Below are 18,333 nucleotides of genomic sequence, written 5' to 3'. Positions count from 1 at the left end.
TAGTATTTTACTGAATGAAACTGAATCTGAAATTATAATTATAGTAGAATACAACGGAATTGGTTTTGATGAAAGTGCAAATCTTAAAGCTTTCTATGCTGTTAAAAATAAATCCATAGGTCTTGAAGCTATACGCGAAAGGAGAGATTCTAAATTCGGTAAACCAAAACTTTCAGGCAAGCTTTGAAATTTGTCAGAAAAATGCTGAAACTGGTACAGGTACCGTAGCAACATTAATTCTTCCTAAGATGTACGATTAATACAGCAATATCAATTTTAAATTGATGCTATAATTTTTATTTCTTTGAATAGGCTACGGTCAGCTAAATGCCTCGCTCTTCAAATGTAACCTTTCACTCATTCAAACCCTTATCCTGCTCATTGGTCTGTTTTTCAATGTTTAGTGTATGTAAATTGTGGTCAAATCAATCTTTACAGAACATTTTTTACTAAAACCTAAGACAATGAAAACATTTAAATTCTTCTATCTCGTCTATCTTCTTTTAACCAGCCTTCTGGTGTTGGGCAATCATTCACTTAACGCTCAGATTAAAATTGGTAGCGTAAAACAAGTACCTATACAAACGGGAAAAAAGCCTGGTTTACCAAAAACCGTTCAAACTGGGCCAAAGATTCAAAATGCCAGTCGGGTGTTTAGTAAAACAGCAATCAATTCTGGTTTTTTGGCTCGTTTTACAAATCCTTCTAAAACCATCACACTAAGCGATGGGACCAAACTAACGACAAGGATGCTAATCAATTCAAGCAACGCTTTGCAACTTAAGCAGAGTCCGGGCGTAATAAAGGGAAGTGAACGAAATAAAAAACAGGAAAATAGCAACGAGTGGATTTGCGAAAGTGCTCAACTAAGGGTTTCTCTGGAAGATAATAGTTTCATGAATGCTACCAATGAACAACAGTCTCAAAATATTTATCCAGGGGCAATCTACACTTTTGATAATTTTTTTAGTGGCTCATTTAAAAACGAAACAGCTGCCAGAAATCCAATCCGCATCACCAGTTCGGCTCCAGGAATTAGCGGAAATATTTATGAAGATGTAGAAAATCCAACGCCTAGCGAAATCAAGAATGCGGTAAACAAGCTTTATTCAAGAATGCCATCGGGAAATGCCATTAGCGGTTATACCCATATGCTATATGAATGCAATAGCGCAGCAGATATGGCCCTTAAAATAGGTGCAGGAGCATCGGGCTATGGCGTGAGCGCAAGTTTTGATTTCAATAACAAAGAGAAAAGTGAACGTCGATATTTTATGATAGATGCTACGCAGGAAATGTATTCTCTAAATGCTGAAGCTCCAAGCGATGGGCTATTTAAAAACGTGGCAGACGCTTCAAAAACAAATTTAATGATGATGGGTACAGTGACTTATGGTCAGAGGGTTCTGGTATCCATAGAAACTAAAATCAAAAGTCAGGAACAGGGCATTAAACTAGATGCTAGTTATAGTGGTTATGGGGCAAAAGCAAATATAAACATCAGTACCTTTTTAAAAGAAACAAGTGATGAAACCACCGTAAAAATGTATGTTGTTGGAGGAAGTAATCAGGGTTTTATTACTCTGGATAAAAACTCTTTAATGAGTAAGCTAAACAGCTATTTTGTTGGAACAAACTTCAAAAATGCAAAGCCGATTCGGTATCAGTTTCGCAATATGAACAACGAGGTCATTGTATCTCAAAGCGCCACGGACTTTTTTCCTACAAAGCAGTGTGTACCCAACGATGCCAATAGAGATTATAAGGTTACCGTTAATCTATTGTCTATCCGTAATAGCACAAATCCAATGGAAGAGGTTAAGTTTGGCTTAAGTCAATGGACAGATGCCCGTGTAAATGGAAATACCGTTGTGCCGGTTACCGGAGAATCTACTGAAATTGTATGCTGGTGGGATGGAGTAGGGGAAGAAGGCAGGGTATTTAAAGGCCAGGCAAAATTAAATCGAACCCGGACATTTACCATAAAACAGGGAGATATAATGAATGGAGCATTTCTTGATATCTGGACCAAATACATTGCTATGTATAAAACTAAAATAGGGGGTAAAACCAACTCCCGATTAGATAATAAAGGTTTCCAGCATGATAAGGTTTTTTTGAAAGATGTGTTGCTTTCGAATGGAGGCAAGGGTTCATCTATTAGTAAGGATGTGGATGTAAACTTTAATAGTAGAGTTTTTACTATGAACTATGTTATCAAAATACAATAAAATACAGAAAATTATGAGAAATTTAATCCTACTTATTGCATTGTTTATAGTATCTGGTGCAAAAAATGTTGCAAAAGGCCAATGTGAAACTACAATTGGTAAACCTGCTCTGCAAACCAATATGATGATTTGGGGAGCATTCGAAACGGATAAAAAGTCCCGGCCTTATGTTGCGGAAATCATAAATGTTAATGGCAATACACTAAAATGTAAATTTGTGCATACCAACTCTATTTACACCATGCAACTTATCAAGAAAGATAATCAGGGAAGTGTAACCTCATTTAGTGCTAAGGTTACGGGCACCGTGGGTGGAAAGTTCAGTACAGGCAATATATTTACATTCATTGCTTATTCTCCCGAGCCTGATGGATGCGATTTAGAAGCAAAAATGGATTATACAAACTTAGATGCAATTGCGGTGTTTCCAGATGGAAAATTATTTTATGGCATATTAAGTAAAAAGGATGGTAAGTATATTATGACCTTTGCTCATTCGGGCAGTGTTTACACATTTGACAAAAGCTGGAAGGTTACTAAGCAAGTTGGAGGTAGTTACAAAGTTGGTACATTGGTTACCACTGTATATGCTAAAGGGGTAATCGTAAAATAATCAATATGGAACCTAGAAGCGTAGCATACTGCATTTTACTATCTCTGCTTGGCATTGGTTTGAGGTCTCAAGCGCAGCTTAGTGGTTTGCCTACATGCATTTTGGAAATGATAATGCAAGCAGAAAGGGATACTAATAGCAGATTGATCTCGGTTCGTAAAGTCAGTGTGAAAGGGCAAAATCTATACTATTTTGAAAGCCTGGTGTTTAGTAAACCGAAGAAACCGGGCAGGCCGCCACTTCCAGTATACTATGCTTATCTTGATTCGAACTGCAAAGTGGCGGCAAGTTATACCCTGGGTGGCATCATAGGTATTAGAGTTACTCCAGGTTATTCTATTGACGATTTCTTCTTATGGCGAACAAGTCCGGCGTTATGGAAGCGAAAAACTTTGGATTTAAAAACTTCAGGAAAAGAAACACCTCCTCCATCTCCATATTCGCAACCTCAAAAATACAAGATCGTAAAGGTCGAAATAAAAGATTCTGCTTTCCATTTTAGCTTAGATGACGAAATAAATATTTCCCAAAGAAATGGGCTCTATTACTACAGAAAAGGCATGTTTTTCAACCGTTATTTGGTCGTACCCAAAAAATACCGTGTACAAAACTCCGAAATATATTATCTTGAATGGGACAATATTCCATTTCGTATTGTTCAGCTGGGCGGATCAATACGTTTTCAGATAGCAAATTCAATTTCAGAAGAAATAAACGGAGAAACCATTTGGAAAACGATATTTTTACTAAAAAAGCTATAATATGAATTCAGAAAAGTTGAGAGCAGTATTGTTAGATGATGAAGAAAGGGCTTGTACCTTACTGCAAAAAAAGCTAATGTCTTTTGAACCGAATTTAGAGGTTATCGCTATTTTAAATAATCCAGTTATAGCAGTTGAGGCAATTCAACATTTAGAATTTGATGTATTGTTCTTAGATGTAGAAATGCCTTTACTTAATGGCTTTCAGTTCTTGGAAAGGTTGGGTGCTTTTGATTTCGAAGTCGTTTTTGTTACCGCCTATAATTCTTATACTTTAAATGCTTTACGAATCAATGCCTTAGATTATCTCTTAAAGCCTGTCGATGAAGAGGAACTTCAAGCAGCTGTAGAACGATTGGTTAAGCGAACCTTTGAGCGTATAAAATTGAAGACTAAGCCTGCAGAGCCAATAAGTAGTCACAATAGGATTGCGCTACCAACTGCTGAAGGTATTTATCTTGTCAGAAAAGCAGAAATTATCAGAGTAGAGGCGATGAGCAATTACAGTATATTTTATCTGTCAGATAGTAGGAAAATAATTGTTTCCAGAACCTTAAAAGAATACGAAAATGTGTTAGTTGATAACTTTTTCATGCGTATAAATCGATCTGCGATTATAAATCTTGAATTTGTACTAAAATATAAGAAGGGAGATGGTGGAACCATTTCATTGAGCGACGGACATGAAATTGAAGTTTCTCCATCTAAAAAGGATTTATTACTAAAAAAATTATTTGAAGATCAATAAATACTTAATTCTCCATTCGAAATCTGTAAAGGCTTGTAAGGGGCGTAATAATTAAATTGCCATATCAATTAATAGTCTAACATATTAAAACTTAAAAACTGATTACAACAATTATTTGCATGATATTTGTTTTGGCTTTTTCATACTCGTTTTTTGTTTCGGATAAGTATATCGAAACTCAATATGCTTATTTTTTGACGACAATAATCTTATTCAGTAATACAGATTGAGATCCATTGGTTTAAAGAGACCGAGGTGCCATTTTTCCAATACTGCGCAACGCTCGATTCTCCGTTTGAATTTCCAAGCCTATAACCAGCTTCGTAAATGTCGGTGCCAGTTATTGCTATAGATTGTCCAAAAGCACTTTCCGGGCCACTGGATAAAGTCACAGCTATTCCGTTTTTCCAGTGTTTTGCCATAATCGCACTATTAAGGCCATTGTTTCCAAGGCCGCCGATGTACACATCATTTCCTAGAAATAAAAATGTTTTATTCTAATAACGATTCAAATCTATCTAAGAGAACAGTTAATTTTTTTTTAAAAAACATTAAATAAAAAAAGATATATTTGAGTTATAGCATTTGCAGCTAAAACGTATTGATTAAAGGTGAGTCATTCGGTGAGTTAAAATTACAAACCCGCCCAGGCATTGATTAAAGGGCTTTTTTTAGGCTAGGTTCGAACCCCTGAGGGGTCACCACCGCATGTAACATAAGTAATAGCTTAATTTATTGCGAATTCTGAATTTTATAGGTTATTTGCGAAAACATTTCTGATAAGCAATGTTTGTTAAAACTAGCCAAAATGAAAAAATCCCTGTTGCTATTTGCTTTACTTTATTTCTGTATACTTTCTGTATCAGCGCAAACCAAACCACCATTTTGGGATGATGTACAAATCATTAAAAAGTACGACCAAATGTTTAAACCACCTGTTAATCCGGTGTTGTTTGTTGGCAGTTCTTCTATCAGGAAATGGGATGATTTAACTCAGGTTTTTGCAAAATATAATGTTTTAAACCGAGGCATTGGCGGTGCTGTAATTAATGATATAACCTATTACCTTAATGATGTAGTTTTTCCGTATCAGCCACGCCAAATTGTTTTGTACGTTGGTGAAAACGACATTGTAAATGATAATGTAACTGCAGATACGGTTTTGAATAGAACCAAAGTATTGTATAAAGCCATCAGGACTAAATTGCCAAACACCCCAATTGCTTACATTTCAATTAAACCTAGTCCAAGTCGCGATAAATTTAGAGACAAAGCCGTAGCATCCAACGAGCTTATTAAGCAATTTTTATCAGGCGAAGCAAATACATCATACATAGATATTTTCCCTAAAATGCTAACAAAAGATGGTAAGTCTCGTAAAGAATTATTTGTAGGCGATATGCTGCACATGAATGCTGAAGGTTATGCAATTTGGCAAAAGGCAGTTAAACCTTATCTAAATTAAACCGTAAAACGTTTTTGCAAGGTTAGAGAATTAAATTTATATAGCTATTTTTGTATAAATCCTCCTTTTCTTACCATGAGAAAATTTCTGCTCGCTTTAGTTTTTGTTATTGCCTCATTTTCATCCTACGCACAAGATTTACTTGGCATACCGCAAGTTGTTAATTATAATAATGAGCAATATAATGGTGGTGTACAGAATTGGGATGTTCAGCAAGATAAAAACGGAATACTTTACTTTGGCAACAATGAGGGCTTATTAACTTTTAATGGAAGGTTCTGGAATTTATACCGCTTGCCAAATTTTACTTCTGTCCGTTCGCTAGGCATTGATTCTAAAAACAGAATTTATGTTGGTGCACAAGATGAAATCGGTTATTTTTTTCCTGATGATAATGGGATTTTAAAATATCATTCATTGCTGGGTTTGGTGCCAGAAAATTTGCGCAAGATTGCCGATATCTGGGATATTTCCATCATAAACGACGAAGTTTTTTTTCGTTCTGTAAACCTTGTTCTGCATTATAAAGATGATGTAATCAAAGCTTACAAGCCTGCAGAATCGTGGTCGTTTTTAGGGAAAGCAAATAATAAAATTTATGCGCAATCGAAAAATGCTGGCTTGTTGGTTTACGATAAAGAGCTTTGGAAACCAGTTTGCACCGATGAAGTTTTAAAGCAATCATCCATCACATCTATATCAACTTACAATGGCGACACCTTATTGGTTTCTACCTTAAAAAGGGGTTTTTTCCTACTTCATAATAATCAGCTTTTGCCTTTAGTTACCAAGCTCGATAATATTTTTTTTAACGACAGAATCTTTTTCGCCAACCAGATTAATAAAAATCTTTATGCTGTAGGTACCACATCTGGTGGGGTTTATCTAATGAATAAACATGGAGAATTGGTACAAAAATACAATTATAGAGAGGGTTTGCAGAACAATAATGTTCGGGGAATTTTATTAGATTATGATAAAAACATGTGGCTTGCGCTTGATGATGGAATTGCATACGTAGCCATAAATAGTGCGATTAAAAGTATATCTCCCGATAGAAATAAGCAAATTACCAGTTACGCTTTTAGGAAAGTCAATCAAAATATTTATGTAGCTACTTCTAACGGATTATACACTTCGAAGCTAAATTCAAATAGTCTTGATTTAAGTTTATCTCCCGTAAATTTTGAAGAGGTGAAAAACACCAAGGGGCAGGTTTGGGGATTAGATGAGATTAACAACCAGCTTATTATGGCTCATGAAGATGGTGCTTCGATTATAAACAACAATGTTGCAACGCCTATTTATTCTTTACCAGGAACCTGGATGTTTCAACCTTTGGAAAATGTTTTTCCTGCAAAAAATGTTCTTGCTGGTACTTATTTGGGTTTGCAAAAAATAAACTATACCAATGGTGCATTTAAGAATGGTGGCGAAATTAAAGGCATTTCAGAAACGCTGCGGTTCATTGTGGTTGATAATGATGATAACATTTGGGCCTCGCATCCTTATCATGGGGTTTACAAAATCCATTTATCTGCCGATAGGAGCAGGGTTATTAAAACTACACTTTTCTCGGATATAAATGGTTTGCCATTCAAATTGTACAATTATGTTTATCGAATTAAAAATAGGGTTGTAATAGCAACCATTGATGGGATTTACGAGTACGACCAAAAACAAAATCGATTCTTGAGATTTAAGATGTTTGGCAATGCCTTAAACAAAATTTCTATTCAATATTTAAAAGAAGATAACGAAGGCAATGTATGGTTTGTGAGCAACAAGAAAGTTGGTATCATCGATTTTCATAAACCTTCAGGTTCAAGCGCATTTAGCATATTTTATTTGCCCGAGTTAGATGGGAAAGTTGTTGGGGGCTTTGAAAATATTTATACACTTGATAATGAAAACGTTTTTATCGGGGCAAATAAAGGGGCATACCACATCAATTACGATAAGTATGTAGAAAATATTGCAAAGCCAAAAGTAGTAATTGGTAGTGTTAAATTGCTGGCTCAAAAAGACAGCACAGTGTTTGGTGGCTACTTTTTAAAAAATGGTGTGCTTTCAGCAAAGCAAGATTTAGCTAAAATACCAGAATATAAAAATGCTTTAAACTCGCTGCATTTCGAATTTGCTTCAACACTTTTTGAACATGAGAAGAATACAAAATTTAGCTACCAATTGGTTGGTTTTGACGATGAATGGTCGGCATGGAGCAATAAAAGCGAAAAGGACTACACAAATTTACCTGCCGGGAAATACACTTTTAACGTAAAGGGCAGAACCGATATTGGCAACGAATCGGAAGTGGTAAGTTATACGTTCACCATTTTGCCGGCCTGGTACAATGCCATTTGGATGAAAATTCTTTATCTGATTATTTTTGTGCTGCTTATTAGGCTATTAATTATTTGGCAAAAGAAAAAGCACATTAAAGAGCAAGACAGAATGAGTTACCTTCATCAATTGGAACTTGATAGATCGGAAAAGGAAATAGTTCGGTTACAAAACGAGAAATTGGAAGCTGATGTAAATTATAAAAATAAAGAACTCTCTACCATGACCATGCATTTGGTGCAACGTGGTAAAGTGCTGGCTAAAATTAAAGAAGTTATCTCATCAGTAATTAAAACCAATGATGATGCAATTACCGAAAACTCACCAAGCTTTAGGCATTTAATTCGTTTGATAAAAGATGTAGAAAAGAAGGACCAGGAGTTGGAGCATTTAAGCGTTCACTTCAATCATGTAAATACCGAATTCTTTAATAAGCTAAAAGATCTATATCCCGATTTAAGTCAAAACGATTTAAAATTTTGTGCGTATCTGTGCATGAATTTATCATCAAAAGAGATGGCACAATTAATGAATGTTACCATAAAAGCGGTAGAAGTTGGTCGATATAGGTTAAGAAAGAAACTACAATTAAAGCCAGAAACCAATCTTTATGAGTTTCTAGTTGATATTTCCCGCCGAAAAATGGCTTAAATCGAGTATAATCTGTCTATTGCCTTAATTTCTCCAGATAAATTTTAAGTATCTGATTATCAGTAGTAAAATTTTGGTTTGTAGTGTGTATGTAGTGCCAAAAGTAGGGCTAAATCAGTAGATTTTCGCCTTTGTAGGGTTTGTGTAGCATATCGAAATTGCACCAAACAAAATCACATACATAGATTTGAAGTGAGTTATGGAACCAAACCATACTCTAGATAACCAAATATTAACTTAAAATTATTTTCTATGAGAAGAAGATTTACATTCGTATTCTTCATTTACTGTATCATGGCATTTCCGATGGCACTATTTGCCCAGGATATTACTGTTACAGGAAAGGTAACAGACCAGAAAGATGGCACTCCACTTCCCGGTGTTACTGTAAAAGTTGAGGGCACAACCCGAGCAGCATCTACAGATCCTAACGGATTATTTACCATTCAGGCGCCAGTAGGCGGAAAATTATCCATCAGTCAGATTGGTATGGTATCGCAAACCATTACCATACCAGCTAGTGGGAAAATTAACATTTCATTATCAACAGATTCTAAAGATTTAAGTGAGGTTGTAGTTGTTGGTTATGGTACACAAAAGAAAAGCTTGGTAACAGGCGCTATCTCGAGCGTTAAGGCAGCCGACTTAGAAAACCAACCAACCACTACGCGATTAGAACAAGCTTTGCAGGGTAGAACTTCGGGTTTAACCATTGCTGCACAATCTGGTCAGCCAGGTTCTGCATCTACGGTAAGGTTACGTGGTTTCACATCATTTGGCGGTAAAAATGATCCGCTTTGGGTAATTGATGGTGTTGTGGTAGATAACGGTGGAATTGGTTATTTAAACCAATCTGATATCGAATCAATCGAAGTATTAAAAGATGGTGCTTCGGCCGCAATTTATGGTACTCGTGCAGCATCAGGTGTAATTTTAGTAACCACCAAAAAAGGTAAAGCTGGAAGTTTAAATTTAACGTACAATGGTTACTATGGTGTAGCTCGTGCGGCTAAAAAATTAGAATTATTAAACGCCACGCAGTATGCAACATTAAGAAACGAATCTTATTTAAATGATTTTACGGGTACAACGCCAACCTTACCTTATCCAAATGCAGCTTCGCTAGGTGAAGGAACAGATTGGCAATCATTAATTTTTAACAATAGTGCGCCTCGTCAAAACCACGAAGTAAGCATTAGTGGCGGTAGCGAGAAATCTACTTTCTTCTTATCCTTCGGATATTTCAAAGTTGATGGTATCGTTTCTACAGACGTTTCAAAATACAATCGTGCAAACATTCGTATTAATTCTACCCACAAATTGTACAAATGGTTAACCATTGGTGAAAACTTAGGTTATAGCCACTCTATCACAAATGGTATTGGAAATACAAACAGCGAATTTGGTGGTCCGTTAAGTTCGGCTATCAATTTAGATCCGCTTACGCCGGCTGTAATTACAGACCCAGCAGTATTTAATGCTCCTCCATATAGTAATCAACCGGTTTTTAGGGATGCAAATGGTTTCCCTTATGGAATTTCGACACGTGTTGCACAAGAAATAAGCAATCCTTTAGCTAGTATAAAACGCCAGATTGGAAATTACAGTTGGGACCATAACATCGTTGGTAATGCATTTTTAGAAACCGAGCCAATAAAAGGTTTACGTTTCCGTTCTACTTTAGGTTCTAAACTAGCTTTTTATGGTAGTGATGGTTTTAACCCGATTTACTATTTAAACTCTTCAACATCAAACACCAGAACGCAATTTTCAAGAAACATTAATTATGTAATTACTTACAATCTTGAAAACACTTTATCTTATACAAGATCTTTTGGTAACCATAATTTAAGTTTATTGGTTGGTCAGGGTTCATATAGTGATGGATTTAGCCGCAGTGTAAGTACAACATTCTTTGATGTCCCTGCAACCGATTTTTATTCGGCTTCGATGAGGTTTAAACCTGTAGCTGCAAACAGAACATCTGATGGTAGTGAAGGTACAGACCACAAAATCTTCTCTTTATTTTCTCGTTTAACGTATGATTATAATGAAAAATATTTGTTCTCAGCATTAATCAGACGAGATGGTTCATCAAGGTTTGGTGCGAATAATAAATATGGTTATTTCCCATCTGGTCAAATTGGTTGGGTGCCAACTAAAGAGGATTTCTTCCCTCAAAATGATTATGTAAACTTCTTAAAAATTAGAGCGAGTTACGGTGTTACCGGTAACGACGGTATTGGTGATTTCGCTTATGTACCAACCGTTGGTAGTGGTAGAAACTACACTTTTGGTAACGCAAACGTAGTTAATATTGGGTACAGTCCAAATGCATCTGCAAACCCTGATTTGAAATGGGAAGAAACCAGATCTACAAATATTGGTATCGATGCAACCATCTTCAAAGATTTCTCTTTAACGGCAGATATCTATAAAAAGAAAACGGTTGGTATTCTTCAAAACCCACCTGTTCCTGGTTATATTGGTAGTGGTAGCCCTGCTGCAAACATTGCAGATATGTCTAACAAAGGTTTAGAGTTCGAACTTTCTTACCGTAAACAAGTTGGTCAGATTGGTTTAAACATTAGCGGTAATGGTTCATTCATTAAAAATACGATTGATAAATTAAGTCCGGGTATTAATTTTATTGATGATAGCCAGGCAACTTTCCAAACTTTAGGAAACATCACGCGTACACAAATCGGTCATTCGTACAACGAATTTTACGGTTATGTAAATCAAGGAATTTTTCAATCACAAGCAGAAATTAATGCTTACACTGGTCCAAACGGGCAACCTTTACAGCCTTTGGCAAAACCAGGTGATGTTAAATTTGCCAACTTAAATGGTGATAACCTTATTAATGAAAGCGATAGAGATTTTATTGGCAACGGTTTACCAAACTTTACTTACGGCTTAACCATTAACCTAACTTATAAAAACTGGGACTTAATCGCCTTTGGTAGTGGTGTAGCAGGAAATATGATTTTCCAGGGAATTAGAAGATTAGATATTCCTAATGCAAATTATTCTACTGCCAGATTAGATAGATGGACGCCTTCAAATCCATCAACTACGCAGCCTAGATTAACAGATGCAGATCCAAACAAAAACTTAACTAAATTCTCTTCATTGTATTTAGAAAAAGGAGATTATTTCAGGTTGAGAACATTCCAGATTGGTTATACTATCCCTAAAACACTTACTGATAAACTTGGACTGAAAAAATTCAGGGTGTATGCATTATCTGAAAATTTATTTACAATAACAGGTTACAGTGGTTACGACCCAGAATTAGGTTCGAATAACAGCGGTAACGCATTTAGTATAGACCGTGGAGTATATCCACAAGCTCGTTCGTTCGTATTTGGTTTAAATGCTAATTTTTAAAATAATAAAATGAAAAGAAAAATTACTTATGTAGTTGTAATCCTGGCTGGATTGCAACTATTTGCAGGCTGTAAAAAATACTTGGAAATTAATCCTCAGGAACGTGTTCTTTTGGATAATTACTATAAAACCCAAGCTGATGCATTTGCTGCACTGGTTTCTATTTACGATAGATTTGGAGCTCAGGCTGGTGGTTTATATGATAAAGTTGCAATCACGTCTGCTGCATCTGATGATCAGGTTGCAGGCGGCGGTGGGCCTTCAGATATCAATGATTTGCAAGTTGTAAATACTTTCACCCTAAACCCAACAACTGGTCCGCAAGGTTATTTGTGGAATAAAGGTTATGCTGGTATTTTCCGTGCCAACGTATTCTTATCAAAAATTGGTGGCATAAGTATGGATGCAACGCTTAAAGCCCGTTACACTGGCGAAGCCAAAGCACTAAGAGCTATCTTTTATTTTGATTTGGTGCGTTTCTTCAAAAACATTCCATTGCTAACTTCAGAGGTTGATCCAAAACAAATTTATGAGGTTTTACAAGTAGCACCAGCCGAGGTTTATGCTTTAATCGAGAAAGATTTAACAGAAGCAATCCCAAGCTTACCAAATACAATAACCGGAGCATCAGAAGGTGGAAGATTAACAAAAGGTGCTGCACAAGCAATGCTTGGTAAGGTTTATTTACAGCAAGGAAAATATGCACAAGCTGCAGAACAATTTGCAATTGTAAACGGTTCTACTCCTGGACAGGCAAATGCTACTTACGGTTATAAATTACTAACCAACTTTGGCGATTTATTTAAAGTGAACAACAAATTCAATACCGAATCTATATTAGAAATTGTGCACTCTAATGCATCAAACGGTGGTTGGGGCGATGCAGGTGCGTCTGAAGGTAACTTGTTAAACATCATTGTTGGTCCACGTGGTTACAAACCAGTGTTGGCTTCTGCACCTGATTATTATTCGGGCTACAGCTTTTTGGTATTCACAAAAGAGTTTTTTGATTTCATCCACTTCGACCCTAGAAATAAAGCAACTGTTGCAAATTTAGATAGTTTGGAAAAAAATGGCATTGCTACTTACGAAAAAGGTTACCAAAACAGTGGTTATTTCTTAGAAAAAACCATTGGTCGCGTTGCTGATAAAGCACCTACAGGACAAACAGAGTTAAACTTTCCTCAAGATTCGTACGAAATTCGTTTGGCTGATACTTACATGTTAGAAGCAGAAGCTATTTTGCAAAGTGGTGGTGCAGTTGGTGTTGGAAGTCGTGCTTATCAATTGTTTAATGCAGTACGAGCTCGAGTTGGATTAAATCCGGTTGCAGTTACCATGGATAACATTATGAGAGAAAGAAGAGCTGAGTTGGCAGGCGAAGGTCATCGTTTTCTTGACTTGGTTCGTTGGGGTAAGGCAGCAACAGTGTTGGCTTATAAAGGTTTTACTGCGAATAAAAATGAAATTTTCCCTATTCCTCAAGCAGAATTAAACAACACTAAAATACAACAAAACAAAGAGTACGGAGGTACAAAATAATTATAATAGGCTGTATCATAAATCAATTTCAATTGAGAATTATGGTACAGCCTTCTCTAAAGGGAAGTTATTCTCTTCCAAATATATATGAGTTCATTTAATTACTTGCCAATATGAAATTTAAGGCGATAAGCTGCTGTTTTGTAGTTATGTTTAGCATATCAGCGCTACAATCAACTGCACAAAATAATGTGAGTTCATGGCTTACCAAGACAGATAGATCAGTGTTGTTTGGCAAACAAACTGCGGTGCTAAAATTTTCATCTGAGCAGAATAAAAACCCAACTATCATTGTAAATGATAAAGAAACTTACCAACCAATTGATGGATTTGGTTATACCTTAACAGGTGGAAGTGCGCAACACATCATTAAAATGTCGGCACCTGCCAGAGCCGCTTTGCTTAAAGAACTTTTCGCAACGGATGGAAACAATATTGGTGTTAGTTACATCCGCCTAAGTATTGGTGCTTCAGATTTGAATGAAAAAGTATTTTCTTATAATGATTTGCCCGAAGGAGAAACAGATTTACAACAGGCAAAATTCGATTTAGGTTTAGATAAAGCTGATGTTATTCCGGTGATGAAGGAAATCCTTGCGATAAATCCAAAGATAAAAATCTTGGGCTCGCCATGGTCTCCTCCCTTATGGATGAAAACAACATACGACGCTCGTGGAGGAATGTTAAAGCCCGAATTTTATGAGGTTTACGCCAAATACCTGGTGAAATATGTGCAAGAAATGAAAAAAGAAGGCATTACCATTGATGCCATTACTGTTCAAAATGAGCCACTGCATCCAGGTAATAATCCAAGTTTATTAATGGTTGCTCCAGATCAAGCTATTTTTGTAAAGAAAAATCTTGGACCTGCTTTCGAGAAAGCCGGATTAAAAACTAAAATTATTATTTACGATCATAATGCCGACAGACCTGATTATCCAATTTCAATTTTGGATGACCCTGAAGCTAAAAAATATATCGATGGCTCTGCATTTCATTTATATGGTGGAAAAATTGAAGCATTAACCGATGTACACAATGCCCATCCTGATAAAAACATTTACTTTTCTGAACAAATGGTTGTAGAGGAACCTGGTTCATCAACCATAAATATTATCAACCCGGTAAAAAGATTAATAATTGGTGCAACACGCAATTGGAGCAGAAATGTTCTAGAGTGGAATTTAGCCGCCGATTTGGAAAACAAACCATTTACAGATAGAGGCGGTTGTCCGACTTGCCAAGGTGCGGTAACCATCGATAAAGATAGGGTGAGCAAAAACCTTGCTTATTATTCTGTTGCACATGCATCTAAATTTGTTCGTCCAGGTTCTGTTCGCATCGCATCAAATGAACCTGCGGGTTTATCAAATGTCGCATTTGAAACACCCGATGGAAAGAAGGTTTTAATCGTAGCCAATACAGGTAGTACAAATACAGCTTTCAACATTAGTTATAATGGAAAAATAGTTTCTACAACTTTAGAAAAAGGATCTGTTTCAACTTACATCTGGTAAATAATCCACAATAATTCTACTATGTATTCAAAATATATAATGCTCCAATTTCAAAAGCGTATTCAGCTTGTGTGCTTTCTTGGCTTAACGCTGTTATCATTTCAATCTGTTGCTCAAGGGTTTTTAAAAGCTGAAGGAAAGAAAATTGTTAATGCTAAAGGCGGAAATGTTCTGCTTCGTGGCTTTGGTTTAGGTGGATGGATGTTGCAGGAAGGCTATATGCTAAAAATAAATAAAGACGGGCAGCAGTATAAAATTAGAGAAAGGCTCGAAGATTTAATGGGAGCAAAACAAACCCAAGAGTTTTACGATGCATGGTTAAACAATCACACCCGAAAAATCGATATCGATTCTTTAAAAGCCTGGGGATTTAACTCTGTTCGTTTACCCATGCATTATAACTTGTATACTTTACCCGTAGAAAAGGAGCCTACAGCGGGCAAAAATACATGGTTAGATAGGGGTTTTGCTTTAACAGATAGTTTGCTTGCTTGGTGTAAAGCCAATAAAATGTACCTGATTTTAGATTTACATGCAACACCCGGCGGACAAGGAAACGACACCAATATCGCAGATAGAGACGATTCAAAACCTATGCTTTGGGAAAGTGAAGCCAATCAGCAAAAAACAATTGCACTTTGGGCAAAACTTGCAGAGCGATATAAAAATGAAGAATGGATTGGTGCTTATGATATCATAAACGAGCCAAATTACGGGTTTACAAATCCTGCTGAAGATAAAAACGGGACCAAAGAAAAGGTTAATGCTCCACTTCGAAAATTAATGGTAGATATTACTAAAGCAATACGTAAGGTTGATGAGAAACACATTATAATTATAGAAGGTAACGGTTGGGGAAACAATTATAATGGCATATTTCCTTTATGGGATAAAAATATGGTGCTTAGCTTTCATAAATATTGGAATTATAACGATCAGGCTTCCATATCAAATATGATAAAGGCAAGAGATGAGCAAAATGTACCAGTTTGGCTGGGCGAAACAGGAGAGAATTCTAACACTTGGTTTACGGATGCCATCAGCCTTTTAGAACGTAATAATATTGGTTGGGCTTGGTGGCCATTAAAGAAAGTTGGCTTTAATAATCCAATGGAAATTCATTCTAATCCTAACTATAACAGCGTGGTAAATTATATAAATAATGGCGGCGAAAAACCAAAAGAAAGTAATGTGTATAGCGGTTTAATGGAGTTGGCAATTTACACCAAGTTGGAAAATACTATCATCCACAAAGATGTTATTGATGCGATGATTCGCCAGCCCCATTCTAATGAAACTAAACCTTTTAAGGCAAACAACATAAAAAATGGCGCTATAATTTATGCAGTTGATTACGATTTAGGAAAAAACAACTTTGCCTATTTCGATTTGGATACTGCAGATTATCATACGGTAACCAATAAAAGAACAGCAGGCAATCGTGGCAGGATTTATAGAAACGATGGTGTTGATATTTCGAAAGATTCTATGTTGTATGAGAAGTATTTTGTTAACAGCATAGAAAAAGGAGAATGGTTGCAATACACCGTAAACGTATCGTCAAAAGGAAATTACACTTTAAAATTAAATACCGCATCTGCGAATAGTGATGGCAAACTAACCATATCCATCAACGGAAAAACTGTTGCTTCAGGCATTCAGGTTCCAAAAACCGGTGGAGCAAAAAAGTTCGCAACGTTCGATGTTAAAAACATAGCTTTAGCTGACGGTAAACAGGTTATAAGGGTTATTTCAGATACAGGCGGTTATAATTTTAGCTATATTCAATTTGTAAAATAACCACCAAACCACTTGTGTTAAAAGGTAACAAACGCGTAATTTTTATTTTGGGTGTTATGGCGCTCGTCATCCTGGCACTGTCGCGTTGTATGAGTGAAGGTGATAAAATCCCGACTGATGTTAGAGGTGAAAATTATGCTGGTGCCGCAAGCTGTGTTAAATGCCATGCTGATGTTTCCAAATCATTTGTGCATAATGCACACGGATTAAGTTCCGGTAGTGTAGATAATAAGAAGCTTGAAAAATTGGTGGCTGCTGATGCTAATACTTTTGCTTTTAACGATCGGCTGAAAATTAAAGTAGAACGTAGAGATAGCGGATTATACCAGGTTGGCTACATCGATGGTAAGCAAATTAGAGCAGAACGATTTGATATTGCTTTTGGTTCGGGCGAGAAAGCATTTACCTACGCCTATTGGAAAGGTAATAAATTATTTCAGTTGCCTCTATCGCATTTCTCAGAAATTAATACCTGGGCCAATAGTCCGGGTTTTCCTGCAAATGCGATGTATTTCGATAGACCAATTACCAAACGTTGTTTGCAATGCCACAGCTCATTTGTTAAAACAGAAACCAAAGAAACCACATCATTAGCTATAGAAGAAGACCTGCAAAAAGGAACTTTAATAACTGGAATAGATTGCGAACGCTGCCATGGTACAGCTAAACAGCATGTTGTTTTTCACTTAGAAAATCCCAAAGAAAAGAAGCCTAAATTTATTGCCATTTACAAAACCTTAAGTAGAAAACAAAAAATGGATGCTTGTGGTGTTTGCCATTCAGGAAATACACTAACAACCATTCAAGATGTTTTTAATTTTCAGCCGGGAGATAACCTTGATAATTTTTATGCGCAAGATTTTGTTTCCTTTAGTGGTGATAATCCCGATGTTCATGGCAACCAGACTGCAATGTTAAAAGGTAGTATTTGTTATCAAAAAAGTGAAATGACTTGCCAATCTTGCCATAACATGCATGAAAGTGTAAAGGGAAACATGCAATTGTATGCTCAAAAATGCATGAGTTGTCATCAAACGCAAAAACACAGCGCAGAAACTTTAGCAAAAGATACTATAAAAGCAAACTGTATTAATTGCCACATGCCCATGCAAGCATCAAAATTAATATCTTTTCAAACTGCTGGGAATAAAAATGTAAATCCTTATTTGCTGCGGTCGCACCATATTGGTATCTATCCTTCTCAGTAATAATTTGATTAATACTGTGATATAAATTTATCCGTTAATTTAGAGGACTACAATTTGTACA

The 18,333-nt window shown here is 36.2% G+C and carries 13 protein-coding genes; 12 read left to right on the top strand and 1 reads right to left on the bottom strand.

Features of this window, described 5'->3' with window-relative positions:
• Positions 1-122: 122 nt before the first annotated feature.
• The 5 genes from ACFOWA_RS17565 (at position 123) to ACFOWA_RS17545 (ending at position 4,353) form a co-directional block, all read left to right on the top strand.
• Positions 123-260, top strand: a complete 138-nt coding sequence (locus ACFOWA_RS17565) for a hypothetical protein (protein ID WP_378987628.1) — start codon at positions 123-125, stop codon at positions 258-260.
• Between the two features lie 204 nt (positions 261-464).
• On the top strand, positions 465-2,231 hold the full coding sequence (locus ACFOWA_RS17560; RefSeq protein WP_378987625.1) for a thiol-activated cytolysin family protein: 1,767 nt from the start codon (positions 465-467) through the stop codon (positions 2,229-2,231).
• Between the two features lie 13 nt (positions 2,232-2,244).
• Complete coding sequence (locus ACFOWA_RS17555) at positions 2,245-2,844, top strand: hypothetical protein (RefSeq protein WP_378987622.1); 600 nt, start codon at positions 2,245-2,247, stop codon at positions 2,842-2,844.
• Positions 2,845-2,849: 5 nt separating this feature from the next.
• A complete protein-coding gene (locus ACFOWA_RS17550) occupies positions 2,850-3,605 on the top strand; it encodes a hypothetical protein (RefSeq protein ID WP_378987619.1) in 756 nt (251 codons plus the stop codon).
• Position 3,606: 1 nt separating this feature from the next.
• Positions 3,607-4,353 carry a LytR/AlgR family response regulator transcription factor gene (locus tag ACFOWA_RS17545; protein ID WP_378987616.1) on the top strand — a complete coding sequence of 249 codons (747 nt, stop codon included), beginning with the start codon at positions 3,607-3,609 and terminating at the stop codon, positions 4,351-4,353.
• A 209-nt stretch (positions 4,354-4,562) separates the two neighbouring features.
• On the opposite strand, the gene ACFOWA_RS17540 is transcribed toward ACFOWA_RS17545, so the two are convergent.
• Complete coding sequence (locus tag ACFOWA_RS17540) at positions 4,563-4,775, bottom strand: hypothetical protein (protein WP_378987613.1); 213 nt, start codon at positions 4,773-4,775, stop codon at positions 4,563-4,565.
• A gap of 386 nt (positions 4,776-5,161) precedes the next feature.
• On the opposite strand from ACFOWA_RS17540, the gene ACFOWA_RS17535 reads away from it, so the two are divergent.
• From ACFOWA_RS17535 to ACFOWA_RS17505, 7 genes are all read left to right on the top strand, one after another.
• The gene (locus ACFOWA_RS17535) at positions 5,162-5,818 is read left to right on the top strand and encodes a GDSL-type esterase/lipase family protein (RefSeq protein WP_378987610.1); all 657 of its coding nucleotides are present in this window, start codon (positions 5,162-5,164) and stop codon (positions 5,816-5,818) included.
• Between the two features lie 75 nt (positions 5,819-5,893).
• Positions 5,894-8,812, top strand: coding sequence for a ligand-binding sensor domain-containing protein (locus ACFOWA_RS17530; protein ID WP_378987607.1), 2,919 nt, complete (start codon positions 5,894-5,896; stop codon positions 8,810-8,812).
• A gap of 252 nt (positions 8,813-9,064) precedes the next feature.
• A complete protein-coding gene (locus ACFOWA_RS17525; protein WP_378987604.1) occupies positions 9,065-12,205 on the top strand; it encodes a SusC/RagA family TonB-linked outer membrane protein in 3,141 nt (1,046 codons plus the stop codon).
• Positions 12,206-12,214: 9 nt separating this feature from the next.
• Entirely contained in the window at positions 12,215-13,747 is a 1,533-nt protein-coding gene (locus ACFOWA_RS17520; protein WP_378987601.1) for a RagB/SusD family nutrient uptake outer membrane protein, read from the top strand.
• 149 nt (positions 13,748-13,896) lie between these two features.
• Complete coding sequence (locus ACFOWA_RS17515; protein ID WP_378987598.1) at positions 13,897-15,264, top strand: glycoside hydrolase family 30 protein; 1,368 nt, start codon at positions 13,897-13,899, stop codon at positions 15,262-15,264.
• Positions 15,265-15,303: 39 nt separating this feature from the next.
• A complete protein-coding gene (locus ACFOWA_RS17510; protein WP_378987595.1) occupies positions 15,304-17,064 on the top strand; it encodes a cellulase family glycosylhydrolase in 1,761 nt (586 codons plus the stop codon).
• 14 nt (positions 17,065-17,078) lie between these two features.
• Positions 17,079-18,272 carry a cytochrome c3 family protein gene (locus ACFOWA_RS17505; RefSeq protein ID WP_378987592.1) on the top strand — a complete coding sequence of 398 codons (1,194 nt, stop codon included), beginning with the start codon at positions 17,079-17,081 and terminating at the stop codon, positions 18,270-18,272.
• Positions 18,273-18,333: the final 61 nt, after the last annotated feature.

Origin of the sequence: Pedobacter lithocola, assembly GCF_042650845.1 — a bacterium.
GTDB classification, from domain to species: Bacteria; Bacteroidota; Bacteroidia; order Sphingobacteriales; family Sphingobacteriaceae; genus Pedobacter; species Pedobacter lithocola.
The sequence above is the reverse complement of the archived record's forward strand: the minus strand, read 5'-3'. Positions and strand labels throughout refer to the sequence as shown.